Here is an 18,801-nt window from a genome sequence, read left to right on the forward strand (position 1 = left end):
GACCGCGTCGCGCGACGCCGAGTGACGGGCGCGTGCGATGTCGGGGAGGCGCACCGTAAACAGGACGGGGAGGACGAACGCGGCGACCGCCGGCAGCTCGCCGACGGTCCGGTCAGCCGAACCCTGGCCGGTGCGGCGGCCCTCGACCTGCCCGAAGAGCTGGCCTACGCCCGGCACTTGCACGGCCTGGGCGATCTGCACCGCGTCACGGCCGAGCCGTTCCTGCCGCTGCTCGTCATCGACCGCCGGGTCGCCCTCGTGCTGCTCGAACCGGGCCGGTCGGACACCGACGCGCTGATGATCCGTCAGCCCGGCATCGTGGCCGTGCTCGTCGCGCTGTTCGAGAAACTGTGGGAGCGGGCCGCGGATCTCGACGGGCTCGACCTCAGTGCGACGGAGGCGCGGGTCCTGCGCGCGCTGGCCGGGCACGACAAGGAAGAGACCGGGGCCCGTGCGCTGAACGTGTCCTTGCGCAAGTACCGCGCGCACGTGGCCGCTCTCGTACCGTGACCGTCAGCCCGGACGGTGCGGCACTGACGTACAGCGAGATCACCGCATTCCTCATCGGCCAGGCCGTGATCACCGTCCGCAAGGACGACGGTCCCGACATCGAGAACGTCGTCGCCCGCTGGGACGAGAGCCCGGACCCGCCGGTCACGGCGTCGGATTCCTGTTGCACGGCCTGCTCGACCACTCGTGGACGGGCACTTCGCCGCGGTCCAGCGACTGCACGACGGCATCAAGGAGCTGGAGGGGCTGCTCTTCGCGGCCGGGCGCCGTGAGACCGAAGCTGTACGCCAGGTTCCGAAGGCAGGGAAATACCTGGTCACCCCCGGCTTTTCGGGCCGGTGAGCGGAGTAGTGTGAAGACACCGGGAGTTCTTCGCGCACCGGCTCCGCCGCGGTGCCGTTTCCGGTGATCGACAACGCCGGGCCGCACCCACGAGCCCGGGGACAGGCCGCGCCATGCCCGTGACCATTGACCGTACGAAATCGAGCAGGCGCGCGCCGTTGCTGCCGGTTCGCCTGTCCCTGACGTCGGCGCCCGGCGGGCTGGACGGAACGTGGTGGCCTCGCTCCCGTGCCCTCACCCGTGAGCTGCCACCCTTGACGGCCGCACTGGGCGACCTCTGGGGTCGCATCACGCGTATCACGGTGAACCCGGCCTACTGGCCCGTCATCCCGACTTGGGTGTCCGTCGCCGGGCGCACGGTGCATGTGGGCTGGACCACCGAGGAGCAGGATCCGCACAGACTGACCTTCTTCTCCACCGATGGCCGCCGGGACGTGCTGGTGGTTCCGCCGGAAAGCGGTGCCGATGCCGCCGCGCAGCTGATGGCCGGCGACGGTATCGGTGCCCCGGCCCGGGAGGAAGCAGCAGACAGGATCGATGACCGAACCAGGCAAGAAGCGTGGGACACCGACGGCGGAGCGGATCGGCCGTCGTCCCTGCCCCGGCCCATCGGCTCGGCAGGGCTCTCGCCCGGCGGTCCGCGGAGGTGAGAGAACCATGACTGCCATCGCCGTGGCCGTGCTGCTCCTTCTGATCACCGTCGGAGTCGTTCTGATCCACCGGCTCAACGGTCAGCACGACGAACGGATCGCCGCCTTCCACTACAGCGATGTTCTGCCGGGGATCGGGCGTCGGCCCCGGAGACAGTGTCGGTCGGCGGTGACGGGAAAAACCGTTCCGCCGCGCCCCACCGCGACAGCGACCGTGGATGACATCGACTTCAGCCCGACCGAGGGCGGTAGAGGAAGGCACGTCATGGCGATATTGCGAGACCGGAAGACGTACCGCGACAGGATCATGCAGGCTCTGTACCAAGCCGCCGAAGGCAATCGCCTCCTGGGCGTCGATGGGGCGAAGCTCCGCACCGACCTCGGTATCCCTGAGCAGGACATGGCCGCCGCCTGTATGTACCTGGCGGGCGAAGGCTGGGTCGTCGTGGACTGGGAGAGGGGCAACACGCCCGCGATGATCACGCTGACGCACCAGGGGATCCGGCAGATGGAGACAGAAGAGGAAGGACGTGGCTGAGCGGCCGCGTCGGCTCCTCGGACCGAAGCGAACCTTCGCAAGGATTGTTCGTGTCGGATTAATCCCTTTGGCGTAATGTGGAAAGCGGGTCGGCGCACGCTCACGTGCAATGACCCGGAAGGGCGGCTCCGGCGGCTTCACGCCGGAGCCGTTGCCTGTTTCCATAACCGCGCACTGCGGCGAAGCGCTCGCGCAGCACGGGGAGTTCCGTCACGGACGACTCCCTTAGGCTAGATGCGGGCGAACTTCTCCGTCTGCTGGGCGAATTCCTGGGCCATGGCGGCGCTGACCGTGGGCTTGGTGTCGCTGATCGTGTCCAGATAGTCGTCTGTGGTGGGGGCGGCCCGGGTTCCGGTGTCGAAGGTGCGCTCGAACTGGGCCTGGGAGACGGTTCGCGCTGCATGGGCGATGTCGGCGGGGGTGAACCCCTCGCTGGCGGACGCCAGGACCGCGCTGTCGGCCTGCGCGCCCGCTCGGGCCAGGTAGCTCTCCCACAGCGCGGTCCTGGCGGTGTGGTCGGGAGGGCCGATCGGCAGCACGTAGTCGAAGCGGCCGTGTCGCAAAAACGCGGAGTCGAGCGTGGTCACGTTGTTCGTGGCGCAGACGAGCAGCCGTCCGTCCTGGCTTCGGAACCGGACGATCGCCTTGAGCAGTTCGTTGACGACGCCGACAGCGGTCGCGTCCGCGCCGCAGCGTTCGCCGGCGATCTCCTCGACCTCGTCGATGAAGACGAGGACGTGGTCGAGCCGGGCGATCTCGTCGAAGCGCCGGTTCAGCCCGGTCGCCAGGCCGTACTCGGCGGCCAGACGGGCGGGGAACAGCTCGAGGAAGGGCCATCCCAGGCGGCTGGCGATCGCGTGCGCGAAGGTGCTCTTGCCGGTCCCGGGCGGGCCGAACAGCATCACCGCCCGCGGCAGTTCCACTCCGTGCTGGGCGGCCAGTTCGGGATGGGCCAGCGGCAGGACCAGGCGACGCTCGATGAGCTGCTTCTCCCGTTGCATGCCCGCGACCTTCTGCCACAGCCCCCCCGGTGGCAGCTCCGCTCCGAGCGAGGACAGCGTGCCGGCCGACTGCGGAGTCACCGGCCCGCGTTTCTCGAAGAAGACCAGCCCGGGGCGGGCGCCGAAGTCGCAGTTGCGCAGGGCGGTGTCACCGGTCTCACCCTCGGGCAGGACGGCGTGCACTGCCCGGACGCCGGCGGTGAAGAGCCGTTGCTCAAGGGCGGTGATCAGGGCACTGCCCAGCCCGCGCTGCCGCCAGCCGGGCGCCATGCAGATGAGCAGGATCCATGCCCGTTCGCCCTCCACCCGGCTCACCGCGGCGCCGATCACCACGTCGTCGGTTGTGGCCACCACAGCCGGGTGGCGTGCTTGGAGAGCCGTCACGGCATCCGAGAGCGGGAAGAGCGGCGGCTCCTCGGTCGTGCCGCTCTCCATGTCGACTCGGATCAGCGCTTCGAGATCGTCCTGGGTGTAGTCCCTGACCCGCCAACCCGTCATGATCAGCTCCGCGTGTTCGGCCGTACTCCCATCATCAGCCGATGCCCGGAGTCCGCGCGACCGGCATCGGCCACGAGTCCGCTCCGGTGGCACGGATCGCTCGCCCGCACCACCACCGGGTCTCGCCTGCGGCGATGAGCGCGCTTGCGGTCAGCGGCGGGCCGTCGTAGTCGGACGCGCCTCGTGGCCGGCATGGCCCTCGTCGCCGTGCGACTGTTCCGGCGCTCGCATGGGCAACTCCTCCGCTGACTGCGGAGGCGGACGACCAGGGTCTCGTGGTCCGTTCAGCCCGTCGCTCCGCATCGGTCCGTCGGGGCTCGGCGAGGAGTACCGTGGCGATTACCGAGAGCATCTCGTACACAGGCTTCCAGGCCGACGTCGTTCTCGGCGATTAACGACAACCGGGCCGGCCGTGACCGGCCCGGGGTTGGGTCCGCGCCATGACTGCGACCATTCCGTTCACGCCCACAGTCGAAGACCGGGCCCTTTCTTCGTCACCGCTCCGACTCACGCTGGCGCCGGCCGGTGTCTCTCCGGCCCTGGTCGACGGGGCCTGGTGGCCCCGTTCGCGCAACCTGACGGAGCAGCTCCCGGCGCTCGTCGAATGTCTCGACGCGCTGTGGGGGCGGATCACCCGGGTAGCGGTGAGCCGCACGTTCTGGCCGGTCATTCCGGGAAAAGTACCCGCGCACGGTCACATGGTGCGCGTCGGCTGGTCCGACGCCCGTCAAGACGCGCACAAGCTGTTGCTGCTGTCCTACACCTTTGGCCGCTGGGACCTGCTGGTGATCCCACCGGAGACAGACCCGGCCACCGCTGCCCGGCTGATGGTCACGGCCACCGACCCGTCACGGAACCTCACGGCGAGCGGCCTGATGCGTGAGGCCGAAGGCTTCCGGACCATGGCAGAGGACGAGGCGGACTCGGACTCGATGCGGGAGGCGGTCTGGGAATCCGAAGGCGGGCATGACGCCCGCCACCCGACCTCACATGGCCCTGTCGAAACGGTCATTGCCCCCTTGCCGACCCCGGCAGAAGGAATGTGAAGGCATGGAGACCTTCTCGACAGTGATCCTGCTTGTGGCGATGATCGCCGTGGGCGTGCTCGTGATTCAGCTGTTCACGAGGCGCCACGACGATCGCACGGCGACCTTGCCCTCCGGTCATACCCGGCTGTGGCGGCTCCGGCCGTGGCACCGAACCGAGAAGTGACCCCCGCACGACCGGCTCAGCCTGCACAACGGCTCAGCGGAAGGGGGCCACGTACCAGGACGGCCTGCCATGAGACAGTCGGCCCTGCGCCTGGAACACAGGCTGCCGGACCGGCTGTTCGCCTCTCTGCACGAGCACGACCGCGCACGGAGCGCAGGAAGAGCTGAGGATCCGGCCCCGTGCAGCGTGACTCGGCCGGTCTCCTGAACCGAGCTGCCATTCATGGTGGTGCGGGGTCGGCTCACTCCAGGATGGCGAGGTGTTCGGCGGTGCCGCCGCGCCATTCGATCAGGAAGAGCGTCGCGTCGTCGGTGGTGCGGCCGCCCCGTTGCTGTTTGAGGGCGTGGGAGAGTGCGCGCACCACCGCGCGTACCCCCTTCTCCGTGTGTTCGACGCGGTTGACCCAGTGGATGAGTTGTTCTTCGCCGAATTGTTCTTCGCCGGCTTCGTGTTCCTCGATCAGGCCGTCGGTGAAGCACAGCACCCGGTCGCCGTGTTGGAGCATCTGCTCGCTGATCCGGGGCTCTTCGCCGCCGAAGCCGACCGGCAGGGTGGTCGGGCCTGCCAGTTGCCGGACGACCTGGTGGTCGCGGATCAGCAGCGGTGCGGGGTGGCCCGCGTTGACCCATTGCAGGTGGCCCGTTGCGATGTTCAGACGCATCATCTGCGCGGTGACGAAGTGGTCGGGCCCGAACTGGTCGGCGATGGCCCGGTCCATGAACGCGTAGATCTCGGACAGGCCGATGTCGGCACGTCTGGCGTGCCGGTAGGCCCCGACGGCGACGGTCGCCATCGTGGCGGCGTCCAGGCCGTGGCCCATCGCATCGACCATGGCCACGTGCAGGATGTCCTCGTTGAGGGCGTAGTCGAAGCTGTCGCCCGCTACGTCGTAGGCGGGCTCCAGGATTCCGGCCACCGCGACCTGCGGGACGGACATCGCCAGCGGCGGCAGCAGGGACCACTGGATCTCCGCGGCCACGCTCATCGGTTCACGGCGCCGGGCGCGGAAGAACTGATCGGTGTAGCTGTGCTTCGTGGCCAGCATGTCGGCGACCAGGCCGGCGAGCCTGCGCAGCAGCCGCCGGTCGTCGTCATCGACGGTGTCCAGGGTGAGGGCCATCACGCCCACCTGGTCGCTGCCGTCCAGCAGCGGCAGGTACATCCGGACGCCGTCGGTCCCCGGCACCTCGACGGTGGTCGCTTGCCGGAAGGCGGTGCCGGCGGGAGAGTCATCGATCGGCTCGGGCTCACCGACCATCAGCCGCCGACCTGGCAGTGGCACCAAAACCAGCTGGCCGTAGTCCTGCAGCAGGATCGAGACGTCGCGACCACCGACCCTGGCCACCTCTTCCGCGATCAGCGGGGCGATCAGCTGCGGCGGCATCTCGTGTGCCCGGTCCAGCAGCACACCCAGCAGCCGCTCACCGAACCCTTCCGACCGGTCCGTCATGCCGCTTTCCGGTCGCCGCTCACCTTGTGCCATGGCCGCGCTCTTGCACCTGTGTCCCCGAAGTCTCGGTCATCGTGTTCCTGCTGACCTCGTGCCGCGGATGAGGCCCCCGCCCCGGCAGGCTCGGGGCCCTTCGGCGGTCATGGCCGATCCGCTCGACCCTCTCACGTGGTCTGTACACACAGGCTCCCGACACGACCGTGATCAACCTTCTCAGTGTGACGCGGCCGACCAGCCCAAAGTGCCTATTACGTCGAACGTGGCATGTCGCACGCGATCAGGAAGCCGACGCCTCGCCGGACGAATCCGAGGTCTCGCATGCGTTGGCCGCGTCGCACGTCAGTCACCTGAACTCCCCTTGATCTGTGTCGCGTTCGGGCCTTGCCCGGAACCGAACCGTCGCTCAAGACGGTGCCGAGCGGTGCAGTTCGGGTGTGGTCGTGATCCACGTGAATTGCGGTAGCTCACCCTCGTCGCTGCGGACGGGCGGGGTCGGCAGTGGGGAGGCTTCGGCGGTCATCAAGGTCTCGGTGCCCCAGACCAACGGGTCAAGGACGGCGAGGAAGAAGACGACCGCACCCGGACCGTCATGGACGCCGTGCTCGGCGGCCTGCGGACCGGGTGCGGACAGGTAGGCGATACGACCCACGAAACCTCAGGTCGAACGGCCTGGCCAAGGATCAGGCCTTCTTGGTCTCCCAGAAGATCTTGTCGATCTGGGCGATGTAGTCCAGCGCCTTCTGGCCCGTCGCCGGGTCGGTGGACGCCTTGGCGGCCGAGAGGGCCTTCAGGGCGTCGTTGACCAGCTGGTGCAGCTCCGGGTACTTCTCGAAGTGCGGGGGCTTGAAGTAGTCGCTCCAGAGCACCGACACGTGGTGCTTGGCGAGCTCGGCGCGCTGCTCCTTGATGACGGTGGCGCGAGCCTGGAAGTGCGGGTCGTCGTTGGCGGCCATCTTTTCCTGGACGGCCTTCACCGACTCCGCCTCGATGCGGGCCTGGGCCGGGTCGTACACACCGCAGGGCAGGTCGCAGTGTGCGCTGACCTTGACCTTGGGGGCAAACAGGCGGGAGAGCATTGAGCTGTCCTTCCTCGTGATCGTCTTCTCAGGTGGGACATTACTCCGTGGAAGACGGGTTTTCGCGAGTGCCCCCATGGGCTTAGGACAAAAGTCCAGGGTGAAACTGGGACTGGTGGAGGATAGGACCGGGGAGGTGCCGGTGATGCCGGAGCTGTCGCAGGAGACCGAGCGTGGGAGGGCCGTCTTGCCGTTCGGCGCGGCCGAGGTGACGGGACCGTCCATGGTGCCCACGCTCCAGCACGGGGACCGGCTCGTCGTGCAATGGGGGGCACGCGTCAGGGTCGGCGACGTCGTCGTCCTGCGCCATCCGTTCCAGCAGGACCTGCTGGTCGTCAAACGGGCCGCGGAGCGGCGCGACGGCGGCTGGTGGGTGCTCGGCGACAACGCCTTCGCGGGCGGGGACAGCACCGACTACGGAACCGTCCCCGAGGAACTCGTCCTCGGGAAGGTGTGGTTCCGCTACCGGCCCCTGAAGCGGGGTCAGCGCTCGCCGGTCGCGCTGGCGCGCTGGGCGTTCGGCGCGGCCAGGCCCGTACTGTCGGACCGGTCCGCCTCCAGGCGCTTGCGGGCCCGGTAGGCCGCGACATTGGCACGGGTCGCGCAGCGGTCCGAGCAGTAGCGCCGGGAGCGGTTGGTCGAGGTGTCCAGGTAGGCGTTGCGGCAGGGCGCCGCCTCGCACAGCCCCAGCCGGTCGACGCCGTACTCGGTGAGGTGGAAGGCGAGCCCCATCGCGGCGATCGCCGCGTAGCCCGCGGTCGCGTTCGAGGGGTGGTCCGCCAGGTGCATGTGCCACAGGGGGCGGCCGTCGTCGTCCCGGTGGTCGTGGCCGGAGATCTGGGGGCTCACCGGGAACTCCAGGAGGAGTGAGTTCAGCAGGTCGACGGCGAGGGTCTCGTCGCCGCCGTCCGCCGCCTCGAAGACCCCGCGCAGCCGCGCCCGTACGGAGCGGAAGCGGGTGACGTCCGCGTCCGTGGCACGGCGCGCGGCCGAGGAGTTGCCGCCGAAGAGGTCGCGGACCGCCTCGACCGAGGTCAGCGCGTCCTTGCCCCGGGCCGGTTCCTCGCTGTTGACGAGACGGACGGCGTAATCCGAGTAATAGGCCAGTTCCACTTGTAGTCCTTACGGGCGCGCTCTATCGTCATGTCTGCGGTCGGGTAACAGCTGATCGTGCTTCCAGGGTATTACGAGGTGCGGCGAAGAAGGGGACTCCATGACCACCACGACCGGAACCACACCGGGAACCGACTGGGCAGCCTGGCAGAAGAGCTGGGACCGGCAGCAGGAGTGGTACATGCCGGACCGCGAGGAGCGCTTCCGGGTCATGCTCGACATGGTCGAGGCCCTCGTCGGTCCCGAGCCGCGCATCCTGGACCTGGCCTGCGGCACCGGCACCATCACCGCCCGGCTGCTCGCCCGCTTCCCGAAGGCCGTCAGTACCGGCGTCGACCTCGATCCCGCCCTGCTCGCCATCGCCGAGGGCACCTTCGAGGGCGACGACCGGGTCTCCTTCGTCACGGCCGACCTCAAGGACCCGGACTGGGCGTCCCTGCTGCCGTACGACTCGTACGACGCCGTCCTGACCGCGACGGCCCTGCACTGGCTGCACAGCGAACCCCTCGCGGCCCTCTACGGTCGGATCGCGGGACTCGTCCGCGACGGCGGTGTCTTCATGAACGCCGACCACATGATCGACGAGACGACCCCCAGGATCAACGCGGCCGAGCGCGCCCAGCGGCACGCCCGCATGGATCAGGCCAAGAAGGACGGCGCCCTCGACTGGGCCCAATGGTGGGAGCTGGCCGCCGCCGACCCCGTCCTCGCCGGCCCCACCGCCCGGCGCTTCGAGATCTACGGCGAGCACGCCGACGGCGACACCCCGTCCGCCGACTGGCACGCGCGCGTCCTGCGCGAGAAGGGCTTCGGGGAGGCCCGGACGGTCTGGCGCTCCCCCTCGGACGCGCTGGTCCTCGCGGTCAAGTAGCCGCCGCGGTACGTCACTCAGGAGGCGGTACGGAAAATCCGTACCGCCTCTTCTGCAACCCCCGCAGGAGCCCACCGCACTGGAAGGGTGAGACGGCCCGCGACCGCGGGCCGGGGAAGGGGGCGGGATGACGCGCGGCGAGGAAGCCGCTCTGCACGCCTTCGTGGAGGGCAGACGGACGGCGCTGTTCCGCAGCGCCTATCTGCTGTGCGGAAACCGGGACGAGGCCGAGGACCTCGTCCAGACGACCCTGGTGAAGGTCGTCCTCGGTGCGCGCCGGCACGGCCGCCTCGACAACCTCGAGGCCTATGCGCGCAGAACGCTGGTCAACACCTTCATCTCCGCGCGCCGCCGCTTCTGGCGGCGCGAGCAGGCGTACGGCGACGTGCCGGACGTCGCGGAACTGTCGGTCGACAGCGACACCGGACTCGTGGTGCGGGCCGCCCTCGCGCGGCTCGCACCCAAGCAGCGCGCCGTACTGGTGCTGCGCTACTGGGAGGACCTGAGCGTGGCCGCCACGGCCCAGCTGCTCGGGATGCGGGAGAGCACGGTCAAGAGCCACACGGCCAGGGGACTCGCGGCACTGCGGGCCGCGGTGCGGGAGGAATACGTATGAACCTGCGGGAGATGGAGACGGAGCGCGTCCGGGAACTGCTCGGACGGGCCGTGGACGACGTCCGGACGCCGCACGAGCACGGCAGCGAGGCCGTCTTCGCACGGGCCTCCCGGCTGCGGTGGCGGCGCCGGGCGGCGACGACCGGCGTCACGGCGGCGGCCGTGGCGGCGGCACTCGTCCTCGGACCGGGACTGCTCGACGACAAGGGCCGGGAGACGAGCGTGGCCGGCCGGCCCACCGCCGGAGAGCTCACCTCCAGGGCGGCCCGATTCGCGAAGCTGCTGCCCGCCGGGACCGGCAGGATCAGCGAGGTCTCGCTGCTGCGGCTGGTCAAGCAGGTGCCTAAGGCCCCGCTGCCCAAGCCCGTCGGACCGTACGACGGGGACTACGCCGTCAGCCGGCACGGCGGAGTCGGCTACATCAGCGTCCACCTGTCCACGGCCAAGGAGGTCGAGGTCAAGACGGGCGGCCTGGGGCTCCAGGACCCCTGCAAGGACTCGCCCCGCGACGGCACGGTGGACTGCACCAGCGAGAAGCTCCCGAACGGGAACGTACTGGGCATCTACCGGACGGGCGCGCCGGATCCCGGCACCTACTCCTACCCGACGTGGGGCCCGGAGCTCGTCGCGACCCTCCGGCTCGCCGACGGCCGGGTCCTGCACGTGCGCGCCAACGGCGGCTTCCAGGGCAAGGGCCAGCTCGGCCCGCTGCTGAAGACACCGCCGCTGGACCGGGACCAGCTGCGCAAGCTGACGCTGAACCCGCACCTGCTGCCGTAGCCGGGCGGACACGGAGAAGGGCGGACAGGGGGAGGGCGGACACGGAGAAGGGGCGGTTCGGGAGAGTCCCGTACCGCCCCTTCTCGTGCTCTCGCGGAATCGAACGCCGAAGTCAGAGCACCTTCGACAGGAACGACTTGGTGCGCTCGTGCTGCGGGTCCGTCAGGACGTCACGCGGGTGGCCGGACTCGACCACCACACCGCCGTCCATGAAGACCAGCGAGTCGCCGACCTCACGGGCGAAGCCCATCTCGTGCGTGACGACCACCATCGTCATGCCGGACTCGGCGAGGTCGCGCATGACGTCGAGGACGTCACCGACCAGCTCCGGGTCGAGCGCCGAGGTCGGCTCGTCGAAGAGCATCAGCTTCGGGTCCATCGCCAGCGCGCGGGCGATCGCCACACGCTGCTGCTGGCCGCCGGACAGCTGCGAGGGGTAGTTGCCCGCCTTGTCGGACAGACCCACCCGGTCCAGGAGCTCCATCGCCCGGTGGTGCGCGTCCGACCTCTTGGCGCTCTTCACCTGGACGGGCGCCTCCATGACGTTCTCGACGGCCGTCATGTGAGGGAACAGGTTGAAGCGCTGGAAGACCATGCCGATGTCCCGGCGCTTCAGGGCCACCTCGCTGTCCTTGAGCTCGTACAGCTTGTCGCCCTTCTGGCGGTAGCCGACCAGCTCCCCGTCGACGTACAGGCGACCGGCGTTGATCTTCTCCAGGTGGTTGATGCACCTGAGGAACGTGGACTTGCCGGACCCGGACGGGCCGATGAGGCAGAACACCTCGCCGGAATTCACCTCCAGGTCGATCCCCTTGAGGACTTCGACCAGGCCGAAGGACTTGTGGACGCCCTCGGCCTTCACCATGGCGGTCATCACACGGCTCCCCTCAAGCTGCCCTTCGAGAACAGGTTCAACTGGATCTTCTGGAAGACCGTCGGCGGCAGGCTGCGGCTGGAACCGCGGGCGTAGTAGCGCTCCAGGTAGTACTGGAAGACGCTGAACACGCTGGTCATCGCCAGGTACCAGATGGAGGCCACGAAGAGCATCTCCATCACGGCGTAACTGGTGGAACCGATCGCCGACGTCGAACGCAGCAGCTCGTTGTAGGTGACCGCGTACACCAGCGACGAGGTCTTCAGCATGTTGATGAACTCGTTGCCCGTCGGCGGCACGATCACGCGCATGGCCTGCGGGATCACGATCCGGCGCAGCGTCTTGGCGTGGCTCATGCCCAGCGCGTGCGCGGCCTCCGTCTGACCCTCGTCGACGGCCAGCAGGCCGGCGCGGCAGATCTCGGCCATGTACGCGGCCTCGTTCAGGCCGAGGCCCAGCAGGGCGCACATGAACGGGGTCATGACGTCCGTCATCTCGTTCTTGTAGATCGGACCGAGATTGAGGACCGGGAAGATCAGCGCCAGGTTGAACCACAGCAGCAGCTGGACGTAGACCGGGGTGCCGCGGAAGAACCAGATGTACAGCCAGGCGACACTGCTGGTCACCGGGTTCTTCGAGAGCCGCATCACCGCGAGGAGGATGCCCAGCACCACACCCACGATCATGGCGAGCACGCTGATCAGCAGCGTTCGGCCCGCGCCCTTGACGACGCTGGACTCGAAGAGCTGGTCGCCGACCGTGTGCCACTGGATGTTGCCCTGCGAGAACGCGTACCCGAGCGCCACCAGGAGCGCGACCACGATGACGGCGCTGGCCCACCGGCCGTAGTGCCGCACGGGGATCGCCCTGATGGCCTCCGGGCCGCCCGCGGGCACCGACGTCTTGGAGAACGTCGGCCCCGAGGGCGGAGTGTCCGCGGGAGACTTGTCGAGATTGTCAGTCACGTGACTGCCCTTCAGTGGTGCGCTCGGCTCACTTGCCGCCGTTGATCGCGGACTGGTCGATCGCGCCCGACTGCGCGCCCCACTTCTCGAGGACCTTCTTGTACGAGCCGTCCTTGATGATCGCGTCGACGGCTTCCTTCAGGACGTCGCGCAGCTCGGTGTTCTTCTTGCTGAGGACGATGCCGAACGGGCCGGCGTCGTACTGCTTGTTGATCACCTCGAAGGCGTTGCCGCCGTCAGCCTTGCGGGCCAGGTCGACCGCGACCGGGTAGTCGTTGATGCCGGCCACGGCACCGCCGGACTTCACACGGGTCTGGGCCTCGGTGTCGTTCTCGAACGACTCGATGTCGATGGCCTTCTTGCCCGCGTCCTTGCACTTCTTGGACTGGTCCTGGAGGGCCTTCTCGTACGTGGTGCCCCGCTGGACGGCGGCGGTCCGGCCGCACAGGTCCTCGAGCCCCTGGATGTTCTCCGGGTTGCCCTTCTTCACGTAGATGGCCGTACCCGCGACGAAGTAGTCGACGAAGTCGACGCCCTCGCCGAGCTTCTTGCCCTTGTCGTCCAGGCCCTCCTGGCGCTGCTTGTTGTCCGTGATGGACGACATCGCGATGTCGTAGCGGCCGGAGTTGACGGCCGTGATCAGGCCGTCGAAGGAGCCGGAGGTGAACTCGAACTTCACGCCGAGCTGCTTGCTCAGGGCGTCCGCCAGGTCGGGGTCGACGCCGACGATCTTGCCGCCCTCGGTCGACTCCATGGGGGCGTACTCGGCGTTCGTGCCGACCTTGATGACGCCCGCGTCCTGGATCTTCTTCGGCAGCTTGGAGAACAGCGGAGCGCTGTTCGACTTGGCGGTCTCCGAGGAGCTGCCGCCCTTGTCGGTCTGGTCACCGCAGCCGGTGAGGATCAGGGCGCCAGCGACCGCGATCGCACCGACCGCTGCTATCCGGGACTTCGCGGTCGTACGACGGGTGGAGCTTGCGGTCATGGTGGGTTCCTCCGGCGGATGAGGGAGTAGCCGATAGGTCGACGAGAACACACACCATCGGGTGTCGCGACCTCGTGTGATGACCGCATCTTGCCATTCGGACTGCGCGATTCAGGGAACTCGCTATGTCAAAATCGGATAACGGGTGACCCCCGAACCGCTACCGACCGGTACGTCCATGCCGGATCTTGTGCGGGAATCTTTCATTCCGGCCGGAAGATCTTCGGTGCATCTCGCGATGCGAGCGGCCGTTACTCCGCGCTCGCGACAACATGAGTGCATGTCCGGACTTGTCAATGCATCTGGCCATGAGTCATGTCACCGTCGTGTGACCTTCACGTTATGGTCTCGTCGGCGGCAGTGTCGGTCGGGTAAGAAGGTTCTTTACACCCCTCATCCGGGGCTCAGGGCGCGTGTGCGGCGCGCCCGTCGCGCACGGCCCGTACGCAATCACGGCGGCAGGGTCTGCGCGGTGCCCGCCCACCCCTCAACCAGGAGTGGTCACCCTCAACCCATGAAGATTTAAGGGGTAAACCAAAGTGGCAGCGGAGATCGTCAATCCTCGCAGCGACAGCAATACGGATCAGGACGGAGGGGCCGAGCCCCTCGATTCCTTCGATCCCGCGTTCGCGCTGCATCGCGGCGGCAAGATGGCCGTGCAGGCCACCGTGCCCATCCGTGACAAGGACGACCTGTCCCTGGCGTACACGCCCGGCGTCGCGAAAGTGTGCAGCGCGATCGCCGAGCAGCCCGAACTCGTCCATGACTACACCTGGAAGTCGTCCGTCGTCGCCGTCGTGACGGACGGGACGGCTGTCCTGGGTCTCGGGGACATCGGTCCCGAGGCCTCCCTCCCGGTCATGGAGGGCAAGGCGATTCTTTTCAAGCAGTTCGGCGGCGTGGACGCCGTCCCGATCGCGCTCGACTGCACGGGCGTCGACGAGATCGTCGAGACCGTGGCCCGGCTCGCTCCCTCCTTCGGCGGCGTCAACCTGGAGGACATCTCGGCGCCGCGGTGCTTCGAGATCGAGCGAAAGCTCCAGGAGCGGCTGGACATTCCCGTCTTCCACGACGACCAGCACGGGACCGCGGTGGTCACCCTCGCGGCCCTGCGGAACGCCGCGAAGCTGACCGGGCGCTCGCTCGGCGACCTGCGTGCGGTGATCTCCGGCGCCGGTGCGGCCGGGGTCGCGATCGCCAAGTTCCTGCTGGAGGCGGGGCTCGGCGACGTCGCCGTCGCGGACCGCAAGGGCGTCGTGTCGCGCGACCGGGACGACCTGACGGACGTCAAGCGTGAGCTGGCGGAGATCACCAACAAGGCGGGGATCACCGGTTCGCTGGAGTCCGCCCTGGCGGGCGCCGACGTCTTCATCGGCGTCTCCGGCGGTACGGTGCCGGAGCCGGCGGTGGCCTCGATGGCCGAGGGCGCGTTCGTCTTCGCCATGGCCAACCCGAACCCCGAGGTCCACCCCGACATCGCCCACAAGTACGCGGCCGTCGTCGCGACCGGGCGGTCGGACTTCCCGAACCAGATCAACAACGTGCTGGCCTTCCCCGGCATCTTCGCCGGAGCGCTCCAGGTGCGGGCGTCCCGGATCACCGAGGGAATGAAGATCGCGGCGGCCGAGGCGCTGGCCGCGGTCGTCGGGGACGACCTCTCCGCCGACTACGTGATCCCCTCGCCGTTCGACGAGCGGGTCGCTCCGGCGGTCACCGCGGCGGTCGCCGCGGCCGCGCGGGCCGAGGGTGTGGCTCGACGCTGACGGGACGCGGTGCCGCTGACGCGGTGCGCGCGCTGTGGCCCCGCCGGGTTGTCCCGGCGGGGCCTTTTCCTTTCCCGGTCGGTCGGTCTGGTGCCCTTCCCCGGGGTCGGTTGGTCCGGTGCCTTTCCCCGGGGTCGGTCCGGTGCCCTTCCCCGGGGTCGGTCGGACCGGGTCCTTTCCCGTCGGATGGTCCGTCCGGCTGGGCTCCTCGCCCCGGGGCTGGTCCGGGTGGGTGGTGTTTCGCCGTGTTTCGCCCCCTCCGCCCCTGCCCCTCCCGTACCCGGCGCTCCGCCCCGGATCCCGCTCCTCAAACGCCCAAGGGGCTGATTTCAGCCTGTCCGGCGATCGAGGACGAGGCCGTCCAGGCCGATCGGGGGTCTGGGGGCGGAGTCCCCAGGGACGCTGAAGGGCAGGGGCGGAGGAACGAGAGGCGCCGGGGAGCGCGGGGCCGGGCCTGGCGGGACCTGTGTCACACCGGGACGTGGTTCCGTGCGGCGGGGGCGGAGCCTATCGTCAAGGTCATGTTCGCTGCCTATGCCGCCCGAATCGACCGTGACCAGCCGCTGAGCGGCCTGGAGTTGGGGGAGCGCCCGGCCCCGGAGAAGAGGCCGGGCTGGACCACCGTGAACGTGCGGGCCGCCTCGCTGAACCACCACGACCTGTGGTCCCTGCGCGGGGTCGGCCTGGCCGAGGACAAGCTGCCGATGATCCTCGGCTGCGACGCCGCCGGAGTCGACGAGGACGGCAACGAGGTCGTGCTGCACTCCGTCATCGGCCAGAGCGGACACGGAGTCGGCCCCGACGAGCCCCGTTCCATCCTCACCGAGCGCTACCAGGGCACCTTCGCCGAGCAGGTCTCCGTGCCGACGTGGAACGTCCTCCCGAAGCCCAAGGAGCTGTCCTTCGAGGAGGCCGCCTGTCTGCCGACCGCCTGGCTGACGGCGTACCGCATGCTGTTCACCAACGCCGGGGTGCGGCCCGGCGACTCCGTGCTCGTGCAGGGCGCGGGCGGCGGCGTGGCCACCGCCGCGATCGTGCTCGGGAAGGCCGCGGGGCTGCGGATGTTCGCCACCAGCCGGGACGAGGCCAAGCGGAAGCGGGCCCTCGAGCTGGGAGCCGTCGAGGCCTTCGAATCCGGCGCGCGGCTGCCGCAGCGTGTGGACGCGGTCATCGAGACGGTCGGCGCGGCCACCTGGTCGCACTCGGTGAAGTCGCTTCGCCCCGGCGGCAGTCTGGTCATCTCGGGCGCCACCAGCGGCGACCGGCCGTCCCACGCCGAGCTGACGCGCATCTTCTTCCTCGAACTCAAGGTCGTCGGTTCCACGATGGGCACCAAGGACGAGCTGGAGGACCTGCTGTCCTTCTGTGCCGCGACCGGTGTGCGTCCCGTCATCGACGAGGTGCTTCCGCTCGACCGTGCCCGCGAGGGGTTCGAACGCCTTGAGTCGGGCGGCCAGTTCGGGAAGATCGTGCTGACGAACGGCTGACGTTTCCTCTTCTCGCAAGCCTCCTTCACGGCCGGTCCGGGTTCCCGGGCCGGCCGTCGGCATATGTCAACCATGGTTGACGCGAGTGGCGCGTCAACGTAAGTTGACATCATGACCGAAGCAACGGATCTCGCCGAGCGCGCGGGTGATCGCGATCCGCGGATCGGGCTGCGGGCCGTCTCCGCGCTGCGGAGGCTGCTGGAGCAGCTGGAGGCGGTACAGGTGCGCAGTGCGCGCAATCAGGGCTGGTCCTGGCAGGAGATCGCCGCGGAACTCGGAGTGAGCAGGCAGGCCGTGCACAAGAAGTACGGGAGGCAGTGATGTTCGAGCGGTTCACGAAGGATGCGCGTGCCGTCGTCGAGGGGGCGGTGCTGCACTCCGAGCGGACGGGCGCCGACACTGTGGGGGAGGAGCACATGCTGCTCGCGCTCCTCGACAGGGAGGGCAGCCGGGGCTCCTTCGCCCTGGCCGCGCTCGGTCTCGCCGACCGCCGGGACTCGGTCGAGCGCGACCTCGCCGAGGCGCGCCGTCGCGGTGGCCTGTCCCGTGCCGACGCCGAGGCCCTCTCCGGGCTCGGTATCGATCTGTCGAAGATCGTCTCGCGGGTCGAGGAGGCGCACGGGGAAGGCGCGTTGGGGCCGGGATCCGGAGCGGGCGTGAAGTCCGTGGACGGGCGGCGGACGCGGCGGCGGCCCTTCGCGCCGGAGGCCAAGGGGGTGCTGGCGCAGTCCTTGAGGATGGCCCATGTCCGCCGGGACCGGCACATCGGTGACGAGCACCTGCTCATGGCACTCACCGCGCGAGGCGGTCTCGCCACGGAGGTGCTCGCCGACCACGGGGTGACCTACGAGGCGGTGACGCGGGTGCTGTACGGCGACGGGGGCGCGGTCCAGGCGGGGTAAGGCCCGACGCCGGGTGAGGCCCGGGGTCGACGGCCCTGCCCGCCCCGGGGTCGCGGTCCGCAATGCCGGGGCCTGGGCGGAGGGAAGGGCGATGGTCCCGAGGTCAGCGCTCGCCGGAGGCGAGCGGCCCGCGCAGTGCCGCACCGATGTGGGCCGCCGCCGTCGACAGGTGGCGGCGGGCCTCCCGCAGTTGCTCCTCCGTGACCCCGTGGTCGCGGGAGGTGTCGCGGATGTCGTCGCGGAAGCGGTCCAGCAGGCGGTCGAGGTCGCGGGCGGGGTTGCCGGTGGACTCCTCGTGGGCCCACGAAGGTTCGTAGTCGGCGGGGAAGTCCTTCGGGGTGTCCGTGTACTCCGGATCCGTGGGCGCCCCGGACGGGGTGCGGCCGAAGCCGAAGTCCTTGCCGAAGTTCTTGCCGAACTCGCCGAACTCCTTGGCCAGTTCACTCAGGCCCTCGCGAACGCCCGTGGGCCAGTCGCCCCGGGCGAAATGGTCCTGAACCTGCTCCTGGACCCGCTTGGCCATGCGCTGCATCTCCTCCTGCGCCTGGGCGCGGGCCCTCTCCTGGGCCTCCTTGGCCTGGCGCCGGGCGCGCTGGGCCTCGTCGCGGGCGCGGCGGCTCTCGTCCTTGGCGCGGCGGGCCTGTTCCTTCCACTCCTGGCGGACGCGCCGCATCTCCTCCTTCGCGGCCCGCCACGACTCCTTGTCCTGGAAGTCGCCGATGCCGCCGAAGTCGCCCGCGGAGCCATCGCGCTCCTTCGCCCCGCCGCCCTTCGGGCCCCGCCTGGCCTCCGTGGCCGCCGCCCGCATCTCGCGGCGCAGGTCGCCCGCGGCGCCCCGCACGTCGGCGCGGATCTCCGCCGCGAGCTCCGCCACGGACTCGCGGATCTCCAGTTCCAGATCGGCCAGTTCGCCGCTGCGGTCGGCCAGCTCGGCGCGGCCGGCGTCCGTGATGGCGTACACCTTGCGGCCGCCCTCGGTGGTGTGGGTGACCAGCCCCTCCGCCTCCAGCTTGGCCAGCCGCGGGTACACGGTCCCGGCCGACGGCGCGTACAGACCCTGGAAACGCTCCTCCAGGAGCCGGATCACCTCGTACCCGTGGCGCGGGGCCTCGTCCAGCAGCTTGAGGAGGTAGAGGCGCAGACGGCCGTGGGCGAAGACGGGAGGCATG

The 18,801-nt window shown here is 69.4% G+C and carries 23 protein-coding genes; 14 read left to right on the forward strand and 9 right to left on the reverse strand.

The annotated features are described in order from the left end of the window. Positions 1 to 21 precede the first annotated feature (21 nt). The 4 genes from H305_RS49475 (at position 22) to H305_RS56425 (ending at position 2,040) form a co-directional block, all read left to right on the forward strand. A complete protein-coding gene (locus H305_RS49475) occupies positions 22 to 510 on the forward strand; it encodes a hypothetical protein (protein ID WP_028802083.1) in 489 nt (162 codons plus the stop codon). A gap of 186 nt (positions 511 to 696) precedes the next feature. After that, on the forward strand, positions 697 to 852 hold the full coding sequence (locus H305_RS54920) for a hypothetical protein (RefSeq protein WP_234020978.1): 156 nt from the start codon (positions 697 to 699) through the stop codon (positions 850 to 852). Between the two features lie 113 nt (positions 853 to 965). Further along, positions 966 to 1,502 carry a DUF5994 family protein gene (locus H305_RS0120820; RefSeq protein WP_028802084.1) on the forward strand — a complete coding sequence of 179 codons (537 nt, stop codon included), beginning with the start codon at positions 966 to 968 and terminating at the stop codon, positions 1,500 to 1,502. Between the two features lie 7 nt (positions 1,503 to 1,509). After that, positions 1,510 to 2,040, forward strand: coding sequence for a hypothetical protein (locus H305_RS56425; protein WP_420708105.1), 531 nt, complete (start codon positions 1,510 to 1,512; stop codon positions 2,038 to 2,040). Between the two features lie 230 nt (positions 2,041 to 2,270). Here H305_RS56425 and H305_RS0120830 read toward each other — a convergent pair whose 3' ends face one another. Continuing rightward, positions 2,271 to 3,539, reverse strand: a complete 1,269-nt coding sequence (locus H305_RS0120830; protein ID WP_028802086.1) for an ATP-binding protein — start codon at positions 3,537 to 3,539, stop codon at positions 2,271 to 2,273. 440 nt (positions 3,540 to 3,979) lie between these two features. Here H305_RS0120830 and H305_RS0120835 point away from each other — a divergent pair, with 440 nt between their 5' ends. Then, positions 3,980 to 4,585 carry a DUF5994 family protein gene (locus H305_RS0120835; RefSeq protein ID WP_028802087.1) on the forward strand — a complete coding sequence of 202 codons (606 nt, stop codon included), beginning with the start codon at positions 3,980 to 3,982 and terminating at the stop codon, positions 4,583 to 4,585. 4 nt (positions 4,586 to 4,589) lie between these two features. Next, positions 4,590 to 4,751: a hypothetical protein gene (locus H305_RS54055; RefSeq protein ID WP_199791433.1), complete on the forward strand. Its 162-nt coding sequence runs from the start codon at positions 4,590 to 4,592 to the stop codon at positions 4,749 to 4,751. A 241-nt stretch (positions 4,752 to 4,992) separates the two neighbouring features. On the opposite strand, the gene H305_RS0120845 is transcribed toward H305_RS54055, so the two are convergent. The 3 genes from H305_RS0120845 to sodN form a co-directional block, all read right to left on the reverse strand. Next, positions 4,993 to 6,234: a PP2C family protein-serine/threonine phosphatase gene (locus H305_RS0120845; protein ID WP_028802088.1), complete on the reverse strand. Its 1,242-nt coding sequence runs from the start codon at positions 6,232 to 6,234 to the stop codon at positions 4,993 to 4,995. Positions 6,235 to 6,604: 370 nt separating this feature from the next. Next, complete coding sequence (locus tag H305_RS52525; RefSeq protein ID WP_028802089.1) at positions 6,605 to 6,850, reverse strand: hypothetical protein; 246 nt, start codon at positions 6,848 to 6,850, stop codon at positions 6,605 to 6,607. Positions 6,851 to 6,881: 31 nt separating this feature from the next. Continuing rightward, positions 6,882 to 7,277 carry a superoxide dismutase, Ni gene (sodN, locus tag H305_RS0120855; RefSeq protein WP_020123534.1) on the reverse strand — a complete coding sequence of 132 codons (396 nt, stop codon included), beginning with the start codon at positions 7,275 to 7,277 and terminating at the stop codon, positions 6,882 to 6,884. Between the two features lie 145 nt (positions 7,278 to 7,422). Here sodN and sodX point away from each other — a divergent pair, with 145 nt between their 5' ends. Then, entirely contained in the window at positions 7,423 to 7,857 is a 435-nt protein-coding gene (sodX, locus tag H305_RS0120860) for a nickel-type superoxide dismutase maturation protease (RefSeq protein WP_037764812.1), read from the forward strand. On the opposite strand, the gene H305_RS0120865 is transcribed toward sodX, so the two are convergent. Beyond that, positions 7,761 to 8,390 (reverse strand): CGNR zinc finger domain-containing protein, encoded by a 630-nt coding sequence (locus H305_RS0120865; protein ID WP_028802091.1) that lies wholly within the window; start codon positions 8,388 to 8,390, stop codon positions 7,761 to 7,763. The two genes, sodX and H305_RS0120865, sit on opposite strands and share 97 nt — an antisense overlap. A 100-nt stretch (positions 8,391 to 8,490) precedes the next feature. Here H305_RS0120865 and H305_RS0120870 point away from each other — a divergent pair, with 100 nt between their 5' ends. From H305_RS0120870 to H305_RS0120880, 3 genes are all read left to right on the forward strand, one after another. Continuing rightward, positions 8,491 to 9,261, forward strand: a complete 771-nt coding sequence (locus H305_RS0120870) for a class I SAM-dependent methyltransferase (RefSeq protein WP_028802092.1) — start codon at positions 8,491 to 8,493, stop codon at positions 9,259 to 9,261. A gap of 127 nt (positions 9,262 to 9,388) precedes the next feature. Beyond that, positions 9,389 to 9,877 (forward strand): sigma-70 family RNA polymerase sigma factor, encoded by a 489-nt coding sequence (locus H305_RS0120875; RefSeq protein ID WP_028802093.1) that lies wholly within the window; start codon positions 9,389 to 9,391, stop codon positions 9,875 to 9,877. Further along, the gene (locus H305_RS0120880; protein WP_028802094.1) at positions 9,874 to 10,656 is read left to right on the forward strand and encodes a hypothetical protein; all 783 of its coding nucleotides are present in this window, start codon (positions 9,874 to 9,876) and stop codon (positions 10,654 to 10,656) included. Before H305_RS0120875 ends, H305_RS0120880 begins: the two co-directional genes overlap by 4 nt. Positions 10,657 to 10,768: 112 nt before the next feature. Here H305_RS0120880 and H305_RS0120885 read toward each other — a convergent pair whose 3' ends face one another. The 3 genes from H305_RS0120885 to H305_RS0120895 are packed head-to-tail and all read right to left on the reverse strand — an operon-like array spanning position 10,769 to position 13,480. Continuing rightward, on the reverse strand, positions 10,769 to 11,530 hold the full coding sequence (locus tag H305_RS0120885; RefSeq protein WP_028802095.1) for an amino acid ABC transporter ATP-binding protein: 762 nt from the start codon (positions 11,528 to 11,530) through the stop codon (positions 10,769 to 10,771). Continuing rightward, a complete protein-coding gene (locus tag H305_RS0120890) occupies positions 11,530 to 12,495 on the reverse strand; it encodes an amino acid ABC transporter permease (protein WP_028802096.1) in 966 nt (321 codons plus the stop codon). Before H305_RS0120890 ends, H305_RS0120885 begins: the two co-directional genes overlap by 1 nt. A gap of 28 nt (positions 12,496 to 12,523) precedes the next feature. Further along, a complete protein-coding gene (locus H305_RS0120895; protein ID WP_028802097.1) occupies positions 12,524 to 13,480 on the reverse strand; it encodes an ABC transporter substrate-binding protein in 957 nt (318 codons plus the stop codon). A 539-nt stretch (positions 13,481 to 14,019) separates the two neighbouring features. On the opposite strand from H305_RS0120895, the gene H305_RS0120900 reads away from it, so the two are divergent. From H305_RS0120900 to H305_RS0120915, 4 genes are all read left to right on the forward strand, one after another. Further along, positions 14,020 to 15,243, forward strand: coding sequence for an NAD(P)-dependent malic enzyme (locus tag H305_RS0120900; RefSeq protein ID WP_028802098.1), 1,224 nt, complete (start codon positions 14,020 to 14,022; stop codon positions 15,241 to 15,243). 521 nt (positions 15,244 to 15,764) lie between these two features. After that, positions 15,765 to 16,730, forward strand: a complete 966-nt coding sequence (locus H305_RS0120905) for a zinc-binding dehydrogenase (RefSeq protein ID WP_028802099.1) — start codon at positions 15,765 to 15,767, stop codon at positions 16,728 to 16,730. Positions 16,731 to 16,841: 111 nt separating this feature from the next. Beyond that, positions 16,842 to 17,051 carry a helix-turn-helix domain-containing protein gene (locus H305_RS0120910; RefSeq protein WP_010984411.1) on the forward strand — a complete coding sequence of 70 codons (210 nt, stop codon included), beginning with the start codon at positions 16,842 to 16,844 and terminating at the stop codon, positions 17,049 to 17,051. After that, positions 17,051 to 17,632 (forward strand): Clp protease N-terminal domain-containing protein, encoded by a 582-nt coding sequence (locus H305_RS0120915; protein ID WP_028802100.1) that lies wholly within the window; start codon positions 17,051 to 17,053, stop codon positions 17,630 to 17,632. The genes H305_RS0120910 and H305_RS0120915 overlap by 1 nt, the downstream gene beginning before the upstream one ends. A gap of 103 nt (positions 17,633 to 17,735) precedes the next feature. On the opposite strand, the gene H305_RS0120920 is transcribed toward H305_RS0120915, so the two are convergent. After that, complete coding sequence (locus tag H305_RS0120920) at positions 17,736 to 18,800, reverse strand: PadR family transcriptional regulator (RefSeq protein WP_028802101.1); 1,065 nt, start codon at positions 18,798 to 18,800, stop codon at positions 17,736 to 17,738. Position 18,801: the final 1 nt, after the last annotated feature.

It is taken from the genome of Streptomyces sp. 142MFCol3.1, assembly GCF_000424945.1.
Classification (GTDB): Bacteria; Actinomycetota; Actinomycetes; order Streptomycetales; family Streptomycetaceae; genus Streptomyces; species Streptomyces siamensis.

Coding starts and splice junctions, on each gene's coding strand:
- H305_RS0120820 (WP_028802084.1), top strand. CDS start 966: ATGCCCGTGACCATTGACCGTACGAAATCGAGCAGGCGCGCGCCGTTG.
- H305_RS56425 (WP_420708105.1), top strand. CDS start 1,510: ATGACTGCCATCGCCGTGGCCGTGCTGCTCCTTCTGATCACCGTCGGA.
- H305_RS0120830 (WP_028802086.1), bottom strand. CDS start 3,539: ATGACGGGTTGGCGGGTCAGGGACTACACCCAGGACGATCTCGAAGCG.
- H305_RS0120835 (WP_028802087.1), top strand. CDS start 3,980: ATGACTGCGACCATTCCGTTCACGCCCACAGTCGAAGACCGGGCCCTT.
- H305_RS54055 (WP_199791433.1), top strand. CDS start 4,590: ATGGAGACCTTCTCGACAGTGATCCTGCTTGTGGCGATGATCGCCGTG.
- H305_RS0120845 (WP_028802088.1), bottom strand. CDS start 6,234: ATGGCACAAGGTGAGCGGCGACCGGAAAGCGGCATGACGGACCGGTCG.
- sodN (WP_020123534.1), bottom strand. CDS start 7,277: ATGCTCTCCCGCCTGTTTGCCCCCAAGGTCAAGGTCAGCGCACACTGC.
- sodX (WP_037764812.1), top strand. CDS start 7,423: ATGCCGGAGCTGTCGCAGGAGACCGAGCGTGGGAGGGCCGTCTTGCCG.
- H305_RS0120870 (WP_028802092.1), top strand. CDS start 8,491: ATGACCACCACGACCGGAACCACACCGGGAACCGACTGGGCAGCCTGG.
- H305_RS0120875 (WP_028802093.1), top strand. CDS start 9,389: ATGACGCGCGGCGAGGAAGCCGCTCTGCACGCCTTCGTGGAGGGCAGA.
- H305_RS0120880 (WP_028802094.1), top strand. CDS start 9,874: ATGAACCTGCGGGAGATGGAGACGGAGCGCGTCCGGGAACTGCTCGGA.
- H305_RS0120885 (WP_028802095.1), bottom strand. CDS start 11,530: ATGACCGCCATGGTGAAGGCCGAGGGCGTCCACAAGTCCTTCGGCCTG.
- H305_RS0120895 (WP_028802097.1), bottom strand. CDS start 13,480: ATGACCGCAAGCTCCACCCGTCGTACGACCGCGAAGTCCCGGATAGCA.
- H305_RS0120905 (WP_028802099.1), top strand. CDS start 15,765: ATGTTCGCTGCCTATGCCGCCCGAATCGACCGTGACCAGCCGCTGAGC.
- H305_RS0120910 (WP_010984411.1), top strand. CDS start 16,842: ATGACCGAAGCAACGGATCTCGCCGAGCGCGCGGGTGATCGCGATCCG.
- H305_RS0120915 (WP_028802100.1), top strand. CDS start 17,051: ATGTTCGAGCGGTTCACGAAGGATGCGCGTGCCGTCGTCGAGGGGGCG.
- H305_RS0120920 (WP_028802101.1), bottom strand. CDS start 18,800: ATGCCTCCCGTCTTCGCCCACGGCCGTCTGCGCCTCTACCTCCTCAAG.